Below are 20,800 nucleotides of genomic sequence, written 5' to 3' on the forward strand. Positions count from 1 at the left end.
CTCAGCCGTGTTCAGCCCGAGGCCGGTGACATTCGTGTTCGGTCAGCCGACGGCGCGGTCCCCATCATGCGATCGACCTGCGCGACATCGACCCGCACGGCAAGAACCTCGCGCGACTGGACCTGCGCGGAGCCGGGATGGCGGGCGCCGACCTGAAGTCGGCCCGGGAATCTCCTCCGCCGAGGTACGCAGGGTGGCGCGAACGGATGGCCGGACCGTGTTCTGACCTCCCTTCAGCACACACGGCGGGGGCACACTAGCCCCGGCGTGACGAGTTGGGGACGACCGTCCACCAGGTCAGGCAGCGCCAGAGCCATTCCAAAGGGCCGTATCGGGCTCGGCGTAGCCACAGCAGGCTGAACGCCGTCTCGATGGCGAAGACTGCGGCGCCGACGGAGAGGGCCATTGCGTAATTGGTTTCCGTCCCGATGTGCAGCACGTGATCGGCCGCCAGGATCAGCGGTGTGGCGACGACGTAACCCGTCAGTGCCAGTCGGCCGACGGGCGCCAGCGCGCACAGCGCTCGCTGAAGCCGTGATCGCATCAGCAGCGGGACGGCCGCAACGTAGGTCGCGGCCGTCGCCAGCCCCGCGACCGTCGCCGACCATGAGCTGGGGTCTGCCTCCGTGCCGACCTGGTGGACGTTCAGGGCAACGGCGAGGGCGGCGGTGATGCCCACGATGACACCGATCCGGCTCGTCGGCAGGCTGAGCGGCTTCTCCACGCCGTATCTGGCCGCCCCGAACCCCACCAGGAACAGCCCGGGAATCAGCATGCTGCCGCCGGCGGTCGGTGCGGCGAGCGCGGTGGCGACACCGCCGAGGGCCAGGATGACGCGCCGGCCCGGCAGAAACGACGCGGGCAGCAGTACGACGATGCCGACGACGGCGTACGTCAGCAGCACCTCGCGGGGTTGCAGTAACCGGTGCAGCGCGCCGAAGGGCATCAGGAACCCCAACCTGGCCAGCATGACCAGCCGCGGGCTTCGCGTCCGCTCCCGGGCCGCGTCCAGGAACAGCCCGAAACTCAGGCCGAACAGGAACGAGAAGATCGGGAGGAACCTCTGGTGCAGCAAGGTCTCGTAAACCCAGCTGCCGAGCCCACCGGCTGAGCCTGACGTCGGCATCCCCGTGATCCCCACGGTGTTCACCAGGGTGATGCCGAACAGCGCGAAGCCGCGGAGAACATCGACCTCGGTGATGCGCAGGGGCTTGTCAGACCGCTCTGCGAGTCCCACCGTGGCCGCCTGCCGCGATGGGAGCCGGCGGCGGCACTCGGAAGCACGCCAGTTCTGCCGCAAGTCCGGCCGTCAGTCCGGCGGGCGATCCGGTTCGGGGCGGGGTGCCGGGGCGGGCGGTGGTGCCGGGGCGGACGGCGCCGCGGGGCCGGTCCACGGTGGTACGGGACGGGGCGCGGCAGCGTCCGGGGCCGGGATCCCGGCCGGCCGGTCGATGGTGATCGCGAGGCGGTCCAGGTACGTGACCTGCAGCGCGGCCAGGACGAGCAGGGCGAGGACGACCACGGCGAGCGGGGTCACGAACCCGAACGAGACGCCGGCGCTGGAGTACTGGTTCAGCTCGTTGACGAGCACGACAGGGGCCGTCATGTTGTCGCGGTCCGTGGCGACCAGCAGTGGCCAGAGCAGGTCCTGCGCGTTGATCAGGACCGTCGCGCCGCCGAGGAGGACGGCCAGCGGAAGCGCCGGCACCGCGACGACGCGCAGGAAACCGCCGGCCGCCGGGGCACCGGCCGCCACCCGCGCCTGCCACGCGGCCGCCCGGCCGCGGCAGAAGAGCGTCAGCACCACCAGCGCGGGGACGCTGATCAGCGTGGGCGGGATCAGAGCGCCGAACGAGTTGATCAGGTCGAGGGTGGCGACGTTCTCGAACCCCGCGACGCTCAGCGGTCCGATGCCGACGAACAGCCACGGCGCGAACGGCAGCAGCAGCCATTCGCTCCTGCGGCCCCGCGGGCGCAAGCCGCCGACGCCCAGTGCGCCGAGGTACGCGGCGCCGACCGAGACCAGCGCGCCCAGCAGCGGCGGCACCCACGTGTTGACATACGTCCTCGCGTCGGCGGGGGACGCGGCCCCGCGCGGGCCCGGCGAGGAGAACAGCGCCGACAGCCAGGGCCACGCACCGACCAGCACGACGGCCAGGACGGCGAGCAACGCCGCCGCGGCGACCACGACGCGACCAGGGCCGGCCGGCCGCCCGGCCGGATCGGCCGTGGGATCCGCCGGAACGAGGTCGATGCGCAGCGCGGTGGTGATCGCGACGAGTGTGGCCGCGATGCCCAGGACCCCGAGGATCAACCCCGTCACCGTGGCCAAGGCCGCGCCGTGGCCGAGGCTGAGCGACACGAACGACACGCTGAACTGAAAGAGCGACAGCGTCTGCGTCGACCTGCCCGGTCCGCCGCGGGTCAGGGTGTAGACGGAGGAGAAGGTCTGCAGGCTCACCGCGAACGTGGCCAGGGCGGCGATCGTCCCGACCGCGAGCGCCGGCCGCACCCGCCGCGCGGGCCCGCGGTCGCGCAGCACCGCCAGATATCCGAGCAGCGCGAGCCCGCACACCGCGCCGAACGTCGTCAGGCCGCTGATGGCCACCACCGCGACCCGCGACGAGCCGGGGTCGGACAGCTCGCCGAACGCCGTCTCCAGCCCCCCGTCCGGCATGCCCACCAGCCACGCGGCGGAGAAGGCGACGGGAGAGAACACCACCAGCGGCACCGACATCAGCACCCGGCCGGCGCGGCGCGGCCACGTCCCGGCACGGTCGAGGGCGGCCGCGAGGAGCGGGGCGACGACGACGGCCACCACCAGCGGGATGACGGCCAGCGAGACGGTGAACGCCAGGGCCTTCCAGAACTCGGCCTCGCCGAGCAGGTCGGCATAGTTGTCGACGCCGACGAACCTGCCCCGGGGCAGCAGGTCCCCGCCGTTCGCCTTCGGCAGCCCGCCCCGCTGAAAGGCGCGCAGGATCGTCTGGACGGTGGGGACGACCAGGGACGTGAGCGTGAAGAACGCGGCCGGCACCAGGAGCACCAGCCCGAGGGCGACCTGTGCCGTACCGCCCGCCTTCCGCGGCGGGCCGGGTAAGGGTGCAGGAGCCATGGGGGCGGAGGGCGGAGGGACCATCTCGACTCCCGAAAGGGGATTGGCGGCGCGGATCGGTCGAAGATCGGTGAGAGGTGAGTGTACGGCGAAACGCTCCCGACCGGCAGGCGCGCGCCACGTGAGCGTTCAGGCCACAATGCGCTGAGGAACCCCATGCCGCGCCGCGCCGACGCCCTGTGCGGGCCACCAGGTTCCGGTGGGTGTGACGTTCCAGGTGAGGCGGATTACGGGCTCGTCTGCAGGGTCAGAGGGTCCAGATCGTTGGTGAAGCGGGGGATCAGGCCCTCGTAGTCGTCCCGTTGAGCCAGACCAGGTCCGCCAGGTCTGGCATGTCCATGGGGCGGACGCTATCGGGTCAGGCGCCGAACATCTTGCGGACGCGTTCGAGTTGCTCGGTGACCTCCTTGACGGGGTCGGCGGACCGGCCGATCCGGTTGGGAAGGTCCTCCAGGCCCTCCGGCATCTGCGGGGTCTCGCCGCGCATCACCTTCTGGAGCAGCGGATTGGCGGCCGTGACCGGCTCCATCAGCTGGGAGATCTGCTCCTGGATGTCCTTGGACGCGTTCTCCGCGGCTTCCAGGATCGCCTCGCCGAGGGCTTCGGAGCCCATGCGCATCGCGCGCGGGTCGATCGTGATGCCGCGCAGCGCGCCGCTCGACTTGACCTCGACGCGTACCTGGCCCTTGGACGCCTCCCCGACGCCGGTGATCTCGCTGATCTGCTCGCGGACCTCGGTCGCCTTGCGGGCCTGCTCCATCGCGGTCGAGATGAAGCGGTCGAGTTCGGGGTTTCCCGTTGACATCTCCGGCTCCTCGGGGGCTCAGTCGTTCGGCGGCTTGATATCGAGGTCCTGCCAGTCGACCTTCAGGTCGATGAACGTCGTGTCCGGCCCGCCGACGCCGATCTCCAGCTTCTTGAAGCCCTGCGCGGTCTGCATCGCCGTGCTGAGCACGCCCCAGGCCTGCCAGAGGAAGTAGCCGATGGTGACGACGATCCCGCCGGCGACGGTGACGCCGAGCACCGTGCCCAGCATCTCCTTGGCGGCCTCCGCCGCGGGGGCCGCCGGGGTCGCGTCGAAGAGCGTCAGGTAGATCAGGTAGGCCAGTGCGGCGAACGCGATCGCCGCGGTCATGTCCATCATGTTGTGCAGTGAATTGGTGATCGACTCCATGGTGGTCGCCATCGAGTCGGCGTTTCCCTTGGCCTGCCCCGCTTCCGTGCCGAAGGCCTTCACCCATTCGTTGAAAGCGTGCCTGCTGGCGCTGGAGTTGGACCATTCCTCGTCACCGAGGATGCTCAGCGAATTGTCCAGGCTGAATTTCTCCAGGTAGTCCGAGGCCTTCTCCCAGGTGCCCTTGGCGCGGGCGATCTCGTTGTCGTCGGGGCGGACGAGCCACCAGGCGGTGGCCGCGACCAGGGCGGTGGGGGCGAGGAAGCTCGCCGCGCCGAGGGCGCCCGCCACGACCATGAAGGCCGCGCCCAGACCCACGCCCGCGGCGGCCGGCCCCGATTCGACGGCCTCCCGAACCGACACGTCCGTGCCTTCTTTGGGGGCGCTGGTGTCGACGCTGAACTTGCGTGCGGGGTCGATCGTGCTGGCCCGCTCCGCCGCGTCGAACCGGCCCGCCACCTCGAGCATTCCGGCGATCATCTCGTCGAGCTTCTTGGTGCCGTCCTGGAGATTGGTCGTCTGGCTCTGCCGGGCGGCGTCGTAGGCCGACATCGCCGGCATTCCGATGACGCCGAAGGCGATCTGCGACATGTCCGTGTGCTGTTCGACGAGCGTCTTCGCGCCGTTGAGATATGTTTTCGGCTCGGTGGCGACGAAGCTCGCCGCGCGTTTAATCGCCTGGGCGCTGTGTTTTGTCTCTTCACTCATGGCGACAATCTCCAATCTTGCCGATCCGGCGTGCTAGCATCGCGGCGTCATAGAGAGGGTGGACAATGTCCGAGAAAGTCGTCTTCCACTCCCGTAAGGCCAGGACGCTGCCCGTGGGCTTGGCGGCGGTGCTGTTCTCGCTGGCGGTCGGCGCGGGCGGGATCTACGCGGGCCTGACCTCGAGCCCGGGCATGCTGATCTTGGGATTGGCGGGATTGGTCGCGGCCGCCGGCATCGGCCGCGGGGTGCTCCAGGTCAAGGACGGCTATCGCCTCGCCGTGGATTCCGCTGGCCTGGGGGTGGGGGTCCGCGGCTCCGTGGTCGAGATTCCGTGGTCCGCGGTGGAACGGATCGGATTCGATCCGGCGCGGCACACGATCGCGGTGGAACCGCGGGCCGCATACGGGCGGCCGCGCACCAGGAAGCCGGCGCCGGTGTGGGAGGCGCGGCGCGGCCTGTTCCATCTCTGCCGTGTGGACGCCATGACGGCCGAGCCGGAGCAGATCCTGGACGTCCTGCGCCGGTACGGCGAGGGCAAGTGGCAGGAGCGGCTGACGGCCTCGTAACCCGCGGCGGCCCGAAGGGCCCTCTGCTCGCGGCGATCATTACGGGAACGGTTGGGACGTCGAATGCCCTGTTCTTTTCGGGCGACATTTTCCGCACTTTTGTGTGCACCCCAAAAGCTCCCCGTCCCCGTCCACGCAGGCCGCGGTTTGCAAGGCCGTAGCATCGTGACACAAGATCACCGAAAAGGACACCCCTGTTCGGGGGTCGGTTCCCATTCTTCTCTTTTGGTTGCTCAAATAGGAAGAATCGACATCGTGCATAATTCGGCTCGGGCGGCGCTGACTGGGGCGGTGTCGGCGCCGTCCGGCGATGTCACGGCTGGGCGCGGCCGGGCCAGTGGGTGAGGTTCTGGAAGAGTTCGGCCTGTTCTATCGCGTCGTCCAGAGCGTTGTGGGTGTGCGGCCGGCCGGAGAGCAGTTCGGGTGGCATCTGCCGCTTGGTCGAGCGGGTGACCATGGCGCGGGCCTTGGCGGCGTACAGGCTCTTGAGGTCCAGGTGCCGTGAGTGGCCGAACGGGGAGCCGGCGTCGGCGAAGCGTGTCCAGTACCAGTACAGGAACATCCAGTCGAAGCCGAGCGGGTAGGCGACCAGGACCGGTGAGGCGTTCGCCGCCGCGGTCGCCTCGGTCACCCAGGCGGTGGCCGCGTTCATCGCCTCGACCGGGTCGCGGGCCTCGGCGGCGAGGCGCTCGCGGTCCAGGCCGCTGACCGCGAGTGCGTCCGGGACGTAGTCGTCGCTGATGGGCTTCAGTTCCGCGTAGAACGTGGACGCGGCCGGGTCGAGCGGCGTGAAGGCGCGTCCGTCGAAGGTGCCGCACGCCGCCATGCCGAAGCTCAGCATGGAGTACGGCCCCGGGATCGGCCCGTCGGCCTCGACGTCGACCGAGATGTACAGCTCACGCTCGGGCATCGGCGGCCTCCGCATGATCGGGGCCGGCGGGGTACCGGAGCCTCGGGGTGCTCGTGGGGATCGGGCGGTTCTCGCTGGTCATCCGGGCATCCTCCCGCAATGTCGTACCGGGGTGCTGTCCTCGTCGAGTGCGCGCCGGTGGCGCACGGGAAATTAGTCATAGTTCTTGACTGTCATAGATCGTTACTATAACGTCAGTGCCAGTTGAGCCCCCGCCGATCGGGGGCCGGAGAAGGAGGCAGGCCATGGGTACCGCCGGTTTCGACTACGCCATCACCCGCACGCTGGACGCCCCGGTCGAGAAGGTCTGGAAGGCCTGGACCGACTCCGACGTCTACGGCGAGTGGGCCAGCGCGGAGGACGTCTCCCTGGACGTGCGGCCGGGCGGCGCCTGGAGCTCGGTCATGGTCATCCCGGGCGGCACCCGCGTCCCGCTGACGGGCGTCTACACCGAGGTCGTGCCGAACGAGCGCCTGGTCATGGGGATGGACGTCCCCGGCGGCGGCGAGCAGGTCCTGATGACGATGGAGCTGGCCGCCGACGGCGACCGCACCAAGATCACCCTGTCCCAGACGTTCGACGGCGCCGAGGAGCGCGACCAGGCCGAGCAGGGCAGCAACATGCTGCTCGACGGCCTGACCGCGTACCTGGCCGGGGCGTGAACCGCGGCGGCGGCACGTGAGCGCGGGCGTTGAGCATGCTCAGCGCCCGCGTTCGCATCGCGCGGGCTGGCGGGCCGGGCACCAGACGGTCCGGCGGCCCGAGACGCGGCGGCGCACAGCGCGTCGCGCAGGACGCCCGCGTCGAGGACCGTGACCGCGCGGATCGGCTCGCCGGTGTGCGCGGCGAGCACCCGGCGGAAGCCCTCGACATCGGGGAGTTCCGGCATGGCGGGGTCCCCACCCGCCCCGCGGCGGGTCAGCGGCGGACGACGTAGGGGGCGATGCTGGAGAGCTTCTCGCAGGTCTCCTCGTACTCGCGCTCGGGGGTGGACGCGCTGACGATCCCGGCGCCGGCGCGCAGCCAGGCGCGGCCGTCCTCGCAGTAGAGCGCGCGCAGGACGAGCGCCGAGTCGAGGGAGCCGTCGTGGGAGACGGCGACGACGGCGCCGGAGTACATGCCCCGGCGGTCCTCGAGCCGGGTGATCGCCTCGATCGCCGCGGGCTTCGGGATGCCGGACGCGGTGACACCGGGGAAGAGGGCCTCCAGGGCGTCCCACGGGGAGCGGCCGGGCGCGAGGACGCCCGCCGCGCGGGAGCCGAGGTGCTGGACGCTGCCGCGCTCCTTCACCGTCATGAAGTCGGTCACCTGGACGGTGGCGGGATCGCACACGCGGCGCAGCTCCTCCAGCGACGTCCGGACGGAGACGGCGTGCTCGAAGATCTCCTTCGGGTCGTTCTCCAGCTCGCGGCGGGTGCGGGCGTCGTTCTCGGCGCCGGCGCCGAACGCGCGGGTGCCGGCGAGGGGCTGGGTCATGACGCGGCCGGCGGCGTCCACGGTCGCGAGGACCTCGGGGCTGAACCCGGTGGCCTGGAAGCCGCCGAGGTCGAGCAGGAACGAGCGGGCCGGGGTGTTGGCCTCGCGGCCGCGCGCGTACGTCGCGATGACGTCGACGGGGTGCGGGACGTCCAGCCGCCGGGAGACGATGACCTTCTGGTAGCGGCCCGCGCGGATCTCGGCGACGGCCGCGGCGACCTTGGCGCGGTAGGCGTCGCCGCCGACGCGGACGTCGACGGGGGAGGGGGTCCCGGCGACCGGCGCGGCGGCGGCGAGCAGCGCGGCGACCCGCTGGACGTCGGCGCCGGTCACGCGGGCGCGGCCGTCCTCGACCCGGACCTCGGTGCGCGGGACGATCAGGTGCGCGAGCCGCCCGGTGGGACGGGCCGCGGCGAACTCGAACGCGATCCAGCCGTAGGCGTTCCAGGCGGTCAGCGGCGCGTCGGCGAAGGTGTCGCGGAGCGCGTCGGCGGGGCGGCCCGACCAGGGCCCGGTGGACGGCGGGCGCCCCGGCCAGCGGACGTGCACGGTGCCGGCGTCGAGGACGACCTCGCCGAGCACGCCGCCCGCGAACGTCCACGAGCCGGGCCGCTCGTACACCACGTAGTCGCCGAAGAGGCCGGACCCGGCCAGCCGGGCCATGACGGCAAGCGGCTCGGCGGTGCATTCCAGCACGAGCTCCGTGGGGTTCGCATCAGCGCGCAGACCGATGGACAAGGCAGCCAACTCCCTCTCGCGGCGAGAAGATCAAGTTAGGTAAGGCTAACCTTGTGCGTTGTCCATAGGCAAGGCTAACCTAACCCGCGATCATGGAGTCGGACGAAAGAGCGGGCGTGCAGACGACGACGGCGCGGCGACGCGAACTGATGCGGCGGATGATGGCCGAGGCCGGCCTGGGGACGGGGGGCTCCGGCATCGCCCCGCGCGGCTCGGACGGGCCGGCGCCCCTGTCCTACGCGCAGCAGAGCATGTGGCTGCACCACCGCACTTTCCCGGACAGCCCCACCTACAACGTCTGCCTCCTCGTCCGCATGGACGGGCCCCTCGACACCGGCGCGCTCCAGCGGGCGCTGCGCGGCCTGATCCGGCGCCACGCCGTCCTGCGCACCACGTACGCCGACGCCGATGGCGAGACCGCCGTCCAGATCGTCACGCAGGACGACTCCCTCGACCTCCCGCCCGTCCCCTGCGGCGACGCCGACGCGCGGGCGGCGGAGCTGGCCGCGCTGCCGTTCGACCTGCGCGGCGAGCGCCCGATCCGGCTTGAGCTGCTGGAGCTCGGCGAGGACGCGCACGCGCTCGTCGTCGTCGTCCACCACATCGCGTGGGACGGGATGACCTGGGGTTCGCTGTCGCGCGACCTGTCGGCCCTGTACCGCGCGGCCGCGACCGGGGAGCCGGACGGGCTCCCGGCCCTCGGCGTCCAGTACGCCGACTACGCCGAGTGGGAGCAGCGGCGGCCCGCCGACGAGGCCGACCTGGCCTACTGGCGGGAGCGCCTCGACCCGCCGCCCGCACCGCTCGACCTGCCCGCCGACCATCCGCGCGGGCCCGCCGCGTCCGAGCGCGGCGGGCGCCGGGCGCGCCGCTTCGACGACGCGGTGACGGACGGCATGCGCCGGCTCGCCGCCGAGGAGAACCTCACCCCGTACATGGTGATGCTCACCGCGTACGCCGTCCTGCTGCACCGCTACACCGGGTCCGAGGACGTCGCGGTCGGGTCGGCGGTGATGAACCGGGAGCACGCCGAGACCGAGCGGCTCGTCGGCAACTTCGGCAACACGCTGGTGATGCGCACCGACCTGTCGGGCGCGCCGACGTTCCGGGAGGCGCTGCGCCGCACCGGCGCGACGGTCACCGAGGGCTTCGCGCACCAGGCCCTCCCGTACGACCGGATCGTCCAGGATCTGCGCCCCGCGCGGGGACGGGGCCGGTCGGCGTTCTTCGACACCATGCTGCTGTTCCTCGCGCAGGAGATCGGCGAGCTCGACCTGCCCGGGATCGCGTCGAGCTGGACGCACGTCCACAACGGCACCACGCACTTCGACCTGTCACTGGAGGCGTTCGTCCGGCCGCAGGGCATGACGGTCGAGGCCACGTTCCGGCGCGAGCTGTTCGACGACGAGCGCATCGACGCGCTGCTCGCCCACCTGGAGACGCTCCTCGCCGACGCGGTCGCCGACCCGGACCGACCGATCGGCGCCCTGCACCTCATGGGCGAGGACGAGCGCGCCCTCATCGAGGACGCCAACGCCACCGGGCATCCCGTGCCCGGCACCGACGTCGTGGCGCTGTTCGCCGAGCAGGCCGCCCGGACCCCCGGCGCGACGGCCGTCGAGACCGGGGCGGAGTCGCTCACCTACGCCGAGCTGGACGAGCGGTCGTCGGCGCTCGCGGCGGAGCTGCGCGCCAGGGGCGCCAGGGCTGAGAGCGTCGTCGCGCTCGCGCTGCCCCGCACCCCCGATCTCGTCGTGGCGCTGCTCGGCGTCCTGAAGGCGGGCGCCGCGTACCTGCCGCTCGACCTCGACCACCCCGCCGACCGGCTCGCCTACATGCTGGACGACGCCCGGCCCCTCTGCACGATCGCCGCACCGCAGACCGCGCGTCTCCTCCCCGGCACCGCGGACCTGCTCATCCTGGACGGCCCCCCGGAGTCGGCGAGCGCGGCGCCCACCGCGACGCGTCCCGACCAGCTCGCCTACGTCATCTACACCTCCGGCTCGACCGGCCGCCCCAAGGGCGTGGCGATCCCGCACGGCGCGCTCGCCAACCTCCTCCTGTTCACCCGGGACCGGCTGGGCCTCGGCGAAGGCGACCGGCTCGTCGCGGTGACGACGATCGCGTTCGACATCGCCGCGCTGGAGCTGTTCGCCCCGCTCATCAGCGGCGCGACCGTCGTCCTCGCCGGCCGGGCCGACGTCCGCGACCCCGCCGCGCTCGCCGGGCTGCTCAAGGGCGCCACGGTCGTCCAGGGCACCCCGTCGCTGCTCGGCACGCTCGACCCGGCCGCGCTGGAGGGCCTTCGGGTGCTGGTCGGCGGCGAGGCGCTGCCCGCCGCGCTCGCGGAATCGCTGGCGGGGACGGCGGCGCTCGCCACCAACATGTACGGGCCGACCGAGGCGACGATCTGGGCGACGTCCGCCGACCTGCCCGCGTCCGGCATCGGCACCCCGTTCTGGAACACCCGCGCGTACGTCCTGGACGCACGGCTGCGCCCGGTGCCGCCCGGCGTGCCCGGCGAGCTGTACCTGGCGGGCGCGCAGCTCGCCCGCGGCTACACCGGCCGCCCCGGCCTCACGGCGGAGCGGTTCACCGCCGACCCGTTCGGGCCGCCCGGCTCCCGCATGTACCGGACGGGCGACCTCGCGCGCCGCGCCCGCGACGGGTCGGTGGAGTACCTCGGCCGCACCGACGACCAGGTGAAGATCCGCGGGTTCCGGATCGAGCCGGCGGAGGCGCAGGCGGTGCTCGCCGCGCAGCCGGGCGTCGCGCAGGCCGCCGTCGTGGTCCGCGAGGACCGCCCCGGCGAGCCCCGCCTCACCGGCTACTACGTCCCCTCCGGCGAGGAGACCGGGGCCGCGGCGCTCCGGGACGCGCTCGCCGGGGCGCTGCCCGAGTACATGGTGCCGTCCGCCCTCGTTGCCCTCGACGCGCTGCCCCGCACGGTCAACGGCAAGCTCGACCGCGCCGCGCTGCCCGCCCCCGAGGCCGAGGTCTCCGGACGCGCGCCGCGCGACGCCCGCGAGGCCGCGCTCTGCGCGATCTTCGGCGAACTGCTCGGCGCCGAGGGCGTCGGCATCGACGACGACTTCTTCGCGCTCGGCGGGCACTCCCTGCTCGCCACCCGCGTCGCCGCCAGGGCGCGCGCCGTGCTCGGCGCCGAACTGTCCATCGCGGACGTGTTCGAGGCCCCGACCGTCGCCGCGCTCGCGCCCCGGCTCACCGCGACCGACGCGGTCCGCGTCCGCGACGTCGAGCGGCCCGCGGTCGTGCCGGCGTCGGCGGCGCAGCGCGGGCTGTGGCTGGAGGAGCGGCTGCGCGGCCCGTCCGCGTCGTACGCGCTGCCGCTGGGCCTGCGCCTGCACGGCCCCGTGGACGCCGGCGCGCTGGGCGCGGCGCTGGCCGATGTCGTCGCCCGCCACGAGGCGCTGCGCACGCTGCTCGTCGAGGGGCCGGACGGCCTGCCCGTCCAGCGCGTCCTCGAACCGGGCACCGCCGTGCGCCTCGCCCGCGTCGACGCGCGCGGCGAGCCCCCCGAGCGCCTCGCCGCCATCGAGCGGGACGCCACCGCGCACGCCTTCGACATCGGCCGCGACCTGCCCGTCCGCGGCACCCTCGTCCGGACCGGCGAGGACGACTGGTCGCTGATCCTGCTGCTGCACCACGCCGCCGCCGACGAATGGTCGTTCACGCCGCTGCTGGCCGACCTGGCGCACGCCTACGAGGCCCGGCGGGACGGGCGCGCGCCCGCCTGGGAGCCGCTGCCCGTCCAGTACGCCGACTACGCGGCCTGGCAGCGCGAGGCCGCGCCCGACGCGGCGCCGCAACTCGACTTCTGGGCGCAGACCCTCGCGGGCCTGCCCGAGGAGACCGTCCTGCCGTTCGACCGGCCGCGCCCGGCGGAGGCGAGCCACCGGGGCGGGCTCGTCCCGTTCCGGCTCCCCGCCGCCGGGGTGCGGCGGCTCGCCCGCGACACCGGGACCAGCGTGTTCATGGTGCTGCACGCCGCCGTCGCCGCGCTGCTCCAGCGGTCCGGCGCCGGCGACGACATCGCGCTCGGCTCGCCCATCGCCGGCCGCGCCGACGAGGACCTCGCCGGCCTCGTCGGGGTGTTCGTCAACCCGCTCGTGCTGCGCACCGACCTGTCCGGCGACCCGGCGTTCGCCGAACTGCTGGAGCGGGTGCGCGCCGCCGACCTCGCCGCGTTCTCCCGCGCCGACGTCCCGTTCGAGCGGGTCGTGGACAGGCTCGCACCGGAGCGCTCGCTGGCCCGCAGCCCGCTGTTCCAGGTGATGATCGTCCACCAGCGCCTCGACGACGTGCGGCTCGCGCTGCCGGGCGTGCGCGCCGAGCCGTTCCTGCCCGAGACCGGCGGCGTGAAGTTCGACCTCGACCTGTACTTCGCCGAGGGCGACGACGAGGTCCAGGGGTTCGCGGCGTTCGCCGCCGACCTGTTCGACGCCGCCACCATCGAGGGGCTCCTGGACGGCCTGGAAGACCTGATCGACCAGGTCACCGCGGACCCCGGACGGCGGCTGTCCACCCTCGGCGCGCCCGTCGAGCACCCCGACACGGCCCGCGACTTCCCGGTGAAGACGGTCGCCGCGCTCATCGAGGAGCAGGCGGCGCGCACCCCCGACCGGACCGCCGTCGTCTTCGGCGGCACCGCCCTCACCTACGCCGATCTCGACCGCCGCGCCGAGGCGCTCGCCGACCGGCTCGCCGCCGCCGGCGCCGGTCCCGAGCGGGTCGTCGCGCTCGCCCTGCCCCGCTCGGACGACTTCGCCGTCGCGCTGCTCGCCGTGCTCAAGACGGGCGCCGCCTACCTGCCGCTCGACCTGTCCTACCCGCCCGCCCGCATCGAGGCGATGCTGGACGCCGTGCGGCCCCTGCTCGTCCTCGGCCGCGACGAGCCGCCGGGCGACGCGCCCCGCCGCGCCCGGCCGGACCCGCACCCCGACCACCCCGCGTACGTGGTCTTCACGTCCGGGTCGACGGGGACGCCGAAGGCCGTCGCCGGCACCCAGCGCGCCCTCGCCAACCGGCTCGCCTGGGGCGCGGGCCTCGCCGCGCCGGGCGTCCGCGTCGCCAAGTCCTCGCCCGCGTTCATCGACGGGACGACCGAGCTGCTCGGCGGCCTCGCCGCCGGGGACACGGTCGCCATCGCCGACGACGCCACCGCGTCCGACGCCGTCGCGCTGGCGGAGTTCGTCGAACGGCACGGCGTCCGGCTCGTCACGCTCGTCCCGAGCCTGCTCGCCGCGTTCGCGGAGCAGGGGCCGCCCCCGTCCGTCACCACCTGGATCAGCAGCGGCGAGGCGCTGCCCGCCGCGCTCGCCGCGAAGATCCCGGCCCGCGTCATCGACCTGTACGGGTGCTCGGAGGCGGCCGGCGACAGCCTCATCGCCCTGCCCGGTGAAGGCGGCGGGCTGGCCCCGATCGCCAACACCCGCGCGTACGTGCTCGACGCCGCGCTCCGCGAGGTCCCCGCCGGGGAGCTGTACCTGGCGGGCGACGGGCTGGCGCGCGGCTACCTCGGCGACCCGGCCCGCACCGCCGAGCGGTTCGTCGCGAACCCGTTCGGCCCGCCCGGCTCCCGCCTCTACCGGACCGGCGACCGCGTCCGGCGCCGCCCGGACGGCCGGCTCGACTTCCTCGGCCGCGCCGACGCGCAGCTGAAGATCCGCGGGTTCCGGATCGAGCCGGGCGAGGTCGAGGCCGCGCTCGCCGCCCGGCCGGGCGTGCGGCGGGCCGCCGTCGCCGCGCACGGCTCCCGCCTCGTCGGGTACATCACCGGCGACGCCGACCCCGAGGACGTGCGGGCGGCGCTGCGCGGGCTGCTGCCGGGCCACCTCGTCCCGTCCGAGCTGGTCGTCCTGGACGAGCTGCCCCTCAACCCGAACGGCAAGGTCGACCGGCGCGCCCTCCCCGAGCCGGGGCGCCCGGCGGCCGGCCGCGCGCCCGCGACCGAGCCGGAACGCGTCCTCGCGCGGCTCGCCGCGAGCGTCCTCGGCCGCGACGCCGCCGGCGCCGACGACGACTTCTTCCGCACCGGCGGCGACAGCATCAGCGCGGCGCTCCTCGTCGCCCGCGCCCGCCGCGCCGGGCTGTCGTTCACCGTCCGCGACGTGTTCCGCCTCCGGACGGTCGAGGCCCTGGCCCGGGCGGCCGGGACCACCGCCGGCGCCGCGCCCGGCCTTCCGGCCGAACCGGCCGGGGAGCTGCCGCTGTCGCCGCTCCAGGAAGGGCTGCTCTTCCACCTGATGCTCGCCGGCGAGGGCCGCGACATCTACGTCCAGCAGGCCGTGGTGACGCTGTCCGGGCCCGTCGACCCCGGCCGGATGGCGGACGCGGCGCGCGCCGTGCTGGACAAGTTCCCCAACCTCCGCGCCGGGTTCCGGACGGACGGCGACCGCGCCGTGCAGTTCGTCCCCGACGGCTTCGACGTGCCGTGGACGCACGCCGCCGTGCCGCGCGACGGCCTGGAGGCGTTCATCGACGCGCAGCGCGCCGAGCCGTTCGACCCCGGCAGCCCGCCGCTGATCCGGTTCGCGCTCGCCAGCCTGGCGGAGGACGACCACCGCCTCGTCCTGACCTCCGAGCTGATCCTGCTGGACGGCTGGTCCGGCGGCCTGCTCGTCACCTCGCTGCTCGACTCCTACACCGACGCCGCCGCCGAGCGGGCGCGTCCCGTCGCGCCGTTCCGCGCGTTCCTCGACTGGGTCGGCACCCGCGACAAGGACGCCGCCGTGGACGCCTGGCGCCGCGCGCTCGACGGCTTCGACGAGCCCGCGCTCGTCCGCCCCGGGCTGGCCGGCGAGCCCGCCGACCCGTCGGCCGCCGGGGAGCTGCACCGGCCGCTGCCGCCCGGCCTCGCCGGACGCCTGGACGCCGCCGCCCGCGACCGGGGCGTCACCCCGGGCACCCTCTTCGAGACCGCGTGGGGCCTGGTCCTGATGGGCCTCACGGGGCGGGACGACGTCGTCTTCGGCGCGTCCGTCTCCGGCCGCCACCCGGACGTCGACGGCGTCGAGTCCATGGTCGGGCTGCTGTTCAACACCATCCCCGTCCGGGTGCAGGCGGGCCCGGCGGACGCGCTCGCCGCCGTGCTCGACCGCGTCCAGGCGGCGCAGTCCGAGCTGTTCGACCACTCCTACGTCGCGCTCGCCGACGTCCAGCGCGCCACCGGCCTCGGCTCGCTGTTCGACACGCTGTTCGTCTTCCAGAACTTCCCCGGCATGCCGACCGACCGCGGCTTCGGCCCGGACGGGGACCTGCGCGTCCTCGGCCGCGAGGTCCGCGACGCCACCCACTACCCGATCACGATGGTCGTCGAGCCCGGCGCCGGGCTCCGCGTCATGTACCGGGGCGACGCGTTCACCGAGGCGGAGGCCGAACGCATCACCGACCGGTACGTGTCGGTGCTCCAGCGCCTCGCCGACGCCCCGCAGACCCCGTGCCACCGGCTCGACCTGCTCCTTCCCCACGAGCACGACCGGCTCCGCCGCGACTGGGACGACGCACGGCACCCCGTCCCCGAGCGGACGGTCGCGGAACTGCTCGCCGCACGCGCCGCCGAGCAGCCGGACGACCTCGCTCTCGTCTCCCTCCCGGACGTCCGCCTCACCTACGGGGAGCTGAACGCCGAGGTCAACCGCCTCGCGCGCCTGCTGCTCGCGAGCGGCGCGGGCCCGGAGAAGGTCGTCGCGCTCGCGCTGCCGCGCTCCGCGCAGATGGTGGTCGCGCTGTTCGCCGTCCTGCGCACGGGCGCCGCCTACCTGCCGCTCGAACTCGACTACCCGGCCGACCGGCTCGACTTCATGCTGCGCGACGCCGCCCCCGCCTGCCTGGTCTCGCACCGCGAGATCGCCGCCGGCCTCGCCTTCTCCGGCACGACCCTCGCGCTGGACGACCCCGGGACCGCCCGCGCCCTCGCCGCCCTGCCCGGCACCGACCCGTCCCCGGACGAGCTGCCCGGCTTCGCCCCCGGCACCCCCGGACGGCTCGACCACCCCGCCTACGTCATCTACACCTCCGGGTCCACCGGACGCCCCAAGGGCGTGGTGACGCCGTACCGCGGCCTCACCAACATGCAGTTCAACCACCGCGCCCGCATCTTCGACCCCGTCGTCGCCTCCGCCGGGCGGCGGCTGCGCATCGCGCACACCGTCTCGTTCTCCTTCGACATGTCGTGGGAGGAGCTGCTCTGGCTCATCGAGGGCCACGAGGTGCACGTCTGCGACGAGGACCTGCGCCGCGACGCCGAGGCGCTCACCGCCTACCTGCGCCGGCACCGCGTCGACGTCATCAACGTGACCCCGACCTACGCCCAGCAGCTCCTCGACGAGGGGCTCCTGGACGGCGGGCACCGCCCGCCGCTCGTCCTCCTCGGCGGCGAGGCCGTCCCCGCCTCCGTGTGGGACCGGCTCGCGCGGGCCGACGGCGTGCTCGGCTACAACCTGTACGGGCCGACCGAGTACACCATCAACACGCTCGGCGGCGGCACCGAGGACAGCGCCACCCCGACCGTCGGCAAGCCGATCTGGAACACCCGCGGCTACGTCCTGGACGCGTGGCTGCGGCCCGTCCCGCCGGGCGCGCCCGGCGAGCTGTACATCGCGGGCGACGGCCTGGCGCGCGGGTACCTCGGCCGCGCCGACCTGACCGCCGAGCGCTTCGTCGCCGACCCCTTCCACGCCGACGCCTCGGCGGGGGGCCGCATGTACCGGACGGGCGACCTCGTCCGGGTCCGCGCCGACGGCAACATCGACTTCCTCGGCCGCACCGACGACCAGGTGAAGATCCGCGGCTACCGGGTCGAGCTGGAGGAGATCGAGACCGCGCTCGCCGCCGAGCCCGGCGTCGGCCAGGCGGCGGTCGTCGCCGCCGAAACCGGCGTGGCCGGTGTGAAGCGGCTCATCGGCTACATCGTCCCCGACGGCTCCCGCGAGGGCGCCGCCGACGAGCAGCTAGCCGAGTGGCGGCAGCTCTACGACGCCGAGTACACCGAGGTCGGCACGGTCGTCCACACCGAGGAGTTCGCGGGCTGGGACAGCAGCTACGACGGCGCCCCCATCCCGCTCGACGACATGCGCGAATGGCGGGAGACGACCGTCGACCGCATCCGCGCGCTGCGGCCCCGCCGCGTCCTGGAGATCGGCGTCGGAGCCGGCCTCCTGCTCACCCGCCTCGCGCCCGAGAGCGAGGAGTACTGGGGGACCGACTTCTCCGAGCCCGTCATCGCCAAGCTCAGGCACGACCTCGGTGACGACTCGGGCGTCCGGCTGAGCTGCCGGCCCGCCCACGACACCGCCGGCCTCCCCGAGGCGCACTTCGACACCATCGTGATCAACTCGGTGGTGCAGTACTTCCCCGGCGCCGGCTACCTCGCGGACGTCATCGCCAAGGCGATGCGGCTCCTCGCCCCCGGCGGGGCGCTGTTCGTCGGCGACGTCCGCGACCTGCGGACCGTCCACTGCCTGCACGCCGCGATCCAGCTCGGCCGCGGCGGCGGCGACCTCGACGCCGTCGAACGCGCCGTCCGCATGGAGAAGGAACTCCTCCTCGACCCCGCCTTCTTCGCCGCGCTGGACGGCCCCGCCCGCGTCGACGTCCTCACCAAGCGCGGCACGCACCACAACGAGCTGACCCGCCACCGCTACGACGTCGTCCTGTACAAGGACGCCCCGGCCGCCCCGCAGACCCCGGCCATCGACTGGACGACCCTCGACGACCTCAAGGCCGGGCCGGAGGGCCCGCTGCGGGTGCGGGGGATCCCCGACCCGCGGCTGTCGGGCGAGGCCGCCGCGTGGCGGACGCTCCGCGACGGCGGAACGGCGGACGAGGCCGGGCAGGCGCTGACCGTCCGCGACGGGATCGAGCCGGAGACCCTCCACGCGCTCTTCCCGGACGTCGTGCTCACCCCCTCCGACCGGCCCGGCCGCTACGACGCCGTGTTCGGCGGGGGAGCGGCGCACCTCCCGGCGGAGCCGGGCCGAACCCCCGAGTCGTACGCGAACAACCCGGTCGCGGCGCGCGACCACGGCGTGCTCGCCGCCCGCGTCCGGGAGGGCCTCAAGGCGCGGCTGCCCGGCTACATGGTGCCGAGCGCGGTCATGACGCTGGACGCGCTCCCGCTCACCGTCAACGGCAAGCTCGACCGGCGCGCCCTGCCCGACCCCGGGCAGGGCGGGCCGCGCAAGGCGGGCAGGCCGCCGCGCACCCCCGTCGAGCGGCTGCTGTGCACGCTGTTCGCCGAGGTGCTGGACGCCCCCGGCGCCGGGATCGACGACGGCTTCTTCGACCTCGGCGGCCACTCGCTGCTCGCGACGCGGCTCGTCGGCCGCGCCCGCGCGGTGCTCGGCGCCGAACTGGCGATCCGCGACCTGTTCGAGGCGCCGACCGTCGCCGAGCTGGCGGAGCGGGTGCACCGCGACGCCGGCGCGGAGCCCCGGCCCGCGCTGGCGCCGAGGGAACGGCCCGAGCGGATCCCGCTGTCGTCCGCGCAGCGCCGCCTGTGGCTGCTCGACCAGCTGCTGCGCGAGGACGACGGGCCGCGCGGCGCCTACCACCTGCCGCTCGCCGTGCGGCTGCGCGGCGACCTCGACCGCGCGGCGCTGGAGGCGGCGATCGGGGACGTCACCGCCCGGCACGAGAGCCTCCGCACCGTCTTCACCGAGCACGACGGCACCCCCTACCAGCGGATCCTTCCGCCGGATGAGGCGCGGCCCGTGCTGGAGGTCGCCGGCTGCGCGCCGGAGGACGTGATCGCCCGCCCGTTCGACCTGTCCAGGGACATCCCGCTGCGCGTCGCGGTGTTCCCGGAGGGGGAGCGCGAGCACCTGCTGCTCGCCGTCTTCCACCACATCGCCTTCGACGAGTGGTCGTTCGGGCCGTTCGCCCGCGACGTCGCCGAGGCGTACGCCGCCCGGCTGGACGGGAGGGCCCCGGCATGGGAGCCGCCGCCCGTCCAGTACGCCGACCACGCGCTGTGGCAGCGGGAACTGCTCGGCGACCCCCTCGACCCCGGCAGCGTCCACGCGCGGCAGCTCGACCACTGGGCCCGCGCGCTCGCGGACCTGCCCGAGGAGATCCCGCTGCCGGTGGACCGGCCCCGCCCCGGCACCGTCGGGCAGCGCGGCGGCACCCTCGCCGCCGAGCTGCCGCCCGGCCTGGCCGGCCGGCTGCGCGAGGCCGCGCGGGACGCGAACGCCAGCATGTTCATGGTCTGCCAGGCCGCCGTCGCCGCGCTGCTGCACCGCACCGGCGCGGGCGACGACATCCCGCTCGGCAGCCCCGTCGCCGGGCGCACCGAGGACGCCGCGCGCGACCTCGTCGGCTTCTTCGTCAACACGCTCGTGCTGCGCGCGGACGTGTCCGGCGACCCGTCGTTCGCGGAGCTGCTCGCCCGCGTCCGGGAGGCCGACCTCGCCGGGCTCGCCCACCAGGACCTGCCGTTCGAGGCGGTCGTGGAGGCGCTGCGCCCGCGCCGCGTGCCCGGCCGCAACCCGCTGTTCCAGGTGATGGTCGGCTACGAGAACCAGGGCGTCGGCGACGTGCGGTTCCCCGGCCTGGAGCAGCGCGAGGCGCTGTTCGGGCCGGGCGCGGCCAAGTTCGACCTGGACTTCATCTTCCGCGAGGACGGCGAGGGGCTGCGGCTCATCGTCGACTACTCCGCCGACCTGTTCGACCGCGGCACGGTCGCGGCGCTGGCGGGCGGGCTGATCGCGCTGCTGGAGGCCGTCGCCGCCGACCCCGGCGTGCGGGTCGGCGCGCTGCCCGCCGTGCTCACCGCCCGCGCCGTGACGGCGGAGGCCGCCCCGGCGGCGGCGCGGGGGGCCGACGACCGGGAGGCGGCGCTGTGCGCGATCTTCGCCGCGGAGCTCGGCGTCCCGGAGGTCGGCCCGGACGACGACTTCTTCGACCTCGGCGGCCACTCGCTGCTCGCGATGCGGCTCGTCCGGCGGATCAGGAGGGAGCCCGGCTGCGCGGACCTCAAGGTCGCGGCGCTGATGGCGGCGCCGACCGTCGCGGGGCTGCTGGCCCGGCTCGGCCCGGCCGGGCCGGGGTGAGGCGCCTCATACCGGCGTGCCCATTGCATGGTTAGGTGA

At 74.2% G+C, this 20,800-nt stretch carries 9 protein-coding genes; 3 read left to right on the forward strand and 6 right to left on the reverse strand.

Annotated features, from left to right (window positions below; genetic code table 11):
• Positions 1 to 256: 256 nt before the first annotated feature.
• From HUT06_RS19605 to HUT06_RS19620, 4 genes are all read right to left on the reverse strand, one after another.
• The gene (locus HUT06_RS19605; RefSeq protein WP_176197068.1) at positions 257 to 1,237 is read right to left on the reverse strand and encodes a DUF418 domain-containing protein; all 981 of its coding nucleotides are present in this window, start codon (positions 1,235 to 1,237) and stop codon (positions 257 to 259) included.
• Between the two features lie 72 nt (positions 1,238 to 1,309).
• A complete protein-coding gene (locus HUT06_RS19610) occupies positions 1,310 to 3,046 on the reverse strand; it encodes a carbohydrate ABC transporter permease (protein WP_176197069.1) in 1,737 nt (578 codons plus the stop codon).
• A 427-nt stretch (positions 3,047 to 3,473) separates the two neighbouring features.
• Positions 3,474 to 3,920, reverse strand: coding sequence for a YbaB/EbfC family nucleoid-associated protein (locus tag HUT06_RS19615; RefSeq protein WP_176197070.1), 447 nt, complete (start codon positions 3,918 to 3,920; stop codon positions 3,474 to 3,476).
• Positions 3,921 to 3,938: 18 nt separating this feature from the next.
• Complete coding sequence (locus tag HUT06_RS19620; RefSeq protein ID WP_176197071.1) at positions 3,939 to 5,012, reverse strand: hypothetical protein; 1,074 nt, start codon at positions 5,010 to 5,012, stop codon at positions 3,939 to 3,941.
• 50 nt (positions 5,013 to 5,062) lie between these two features.
• Between HUT06_RS19620 and HUT06_RS19625 the strand changes: the two genes are divergently transcribed.
• Positions 5,063 to 5,563, forward strand: coding sequence for a hypothetical protein (locus HUT06_RS19625; protein ID WP_176197072.1), 501 nt, complete (start codon positions 5,063 to 5,065; stop codon positions 5,561 to 5,563).
• Between the two features lie 313 nt (positions 5,564 to 5,876).
• Here the strand turns inward: HUT06_RS19625 and HUT06_RS19630 are convergent, their stop codons facing one another.
• Positions 5,877 to 6,473 carry an exonuclease gene (locus HUT06_RS19630; RefSeq protein WP_176197073.1) on the reverse strand — a complete coding sequence of 199 codons (597 nt, stop codon included), beginning with the start codon at positions 6,471 to 6,473 and terminating at the stop codon, positions 5,877 to 5,879.
• Positions 6,474 to 6,718: 245 nt separating this feature from the next.
• Between HUT06_RS19630 and HUT06_RS19635 the strand changes: the two genes are divergently transcribed.
• Positions 6,719 to 7,135 (forward strand): SRPBCC domain-containing protein, encoded by a 417-nt coding sequence (locus HUT06_RS19635; protein ID WP_176197074.1) that lies wholly within the window; start codon positions 6,719 to 6,721, stop codon positions 7,133 to 7,135.
• A gap of 256 nt (positions 7,136 to 7,391) precedes the next feature.
• Here HUT06_RS19635 and HUT06_RS19640 read toward each other — a convergent pair whose 3' ends face one another.
• Complete coding sequence (locus tag HUT06_RS19640; RefSeq protein ID WP_254715276.1) at positions 7,392 to 8,687, reverse strand: salicylate synthase; 1,296 nt, start codon at positions 8,685 to 8,687, stop codon at positions 7,392 to 7,394.
• 116 nt (positions 8,688 to 8,803) lie between these two features.
• On the opposite strand from HUT06_RS19640, the gene HUT06_RS19645 reads away from it, so the two are divergent.
• On the forward strand, positions 8,804 to 20,761 hold the full coding sequence (locus tag HUT06_RS19645) for a non-ribosomal peptide synthetase (protein WP_176197075.1): 11,958 nt from the start codon (positions 8,804 to 8,806) through the stop codon (positions 20,759 to 20,761).
• The last annotated feature ends 39 nt before the right edge of the window (positions 20,762 to 20,800 follow it).

It is taken from the genome of Actinomadura sp. NAK00032 (assembly GCF_013364275.1).
Classification (GTDB): domain Bacteria; phylum Actinomycetota; class Actinomycetes; order Streptosporangiales; family Streptosporangiaceae; genus Spirillospora.

Coding starts and splice junctions, on each gene's coding strand:
- HUT06_RS19615 (WP_176197070.1), bottom strand. CDS start 3,920: ATGTCAACGGGAAACCCCGAACTCGACCGCTTCATCTCGACCGCGATG.
- HUT06_RS19625 (WP_176197072.1), top strand. CDS start 5,063: ATGTCCGAGAAAGTCGTCTTCCACTCCCGTAAGGCCAGGACGCTGCCC.
- HUT06_RS19630 (WP_176197073.1), bottom strand. CDS start 6,473: ATGCCCGAGCGTGAGCTGTACATCTCGGTCGACGTCGAGGCCGACGGG.
- HUT06_RS19635 (WP_176197074.1), top strand. CDS start 6,719: ATGGGTACCGCCGGTTTCGACTACGCCATCACCCGCACGCTGGACGCC.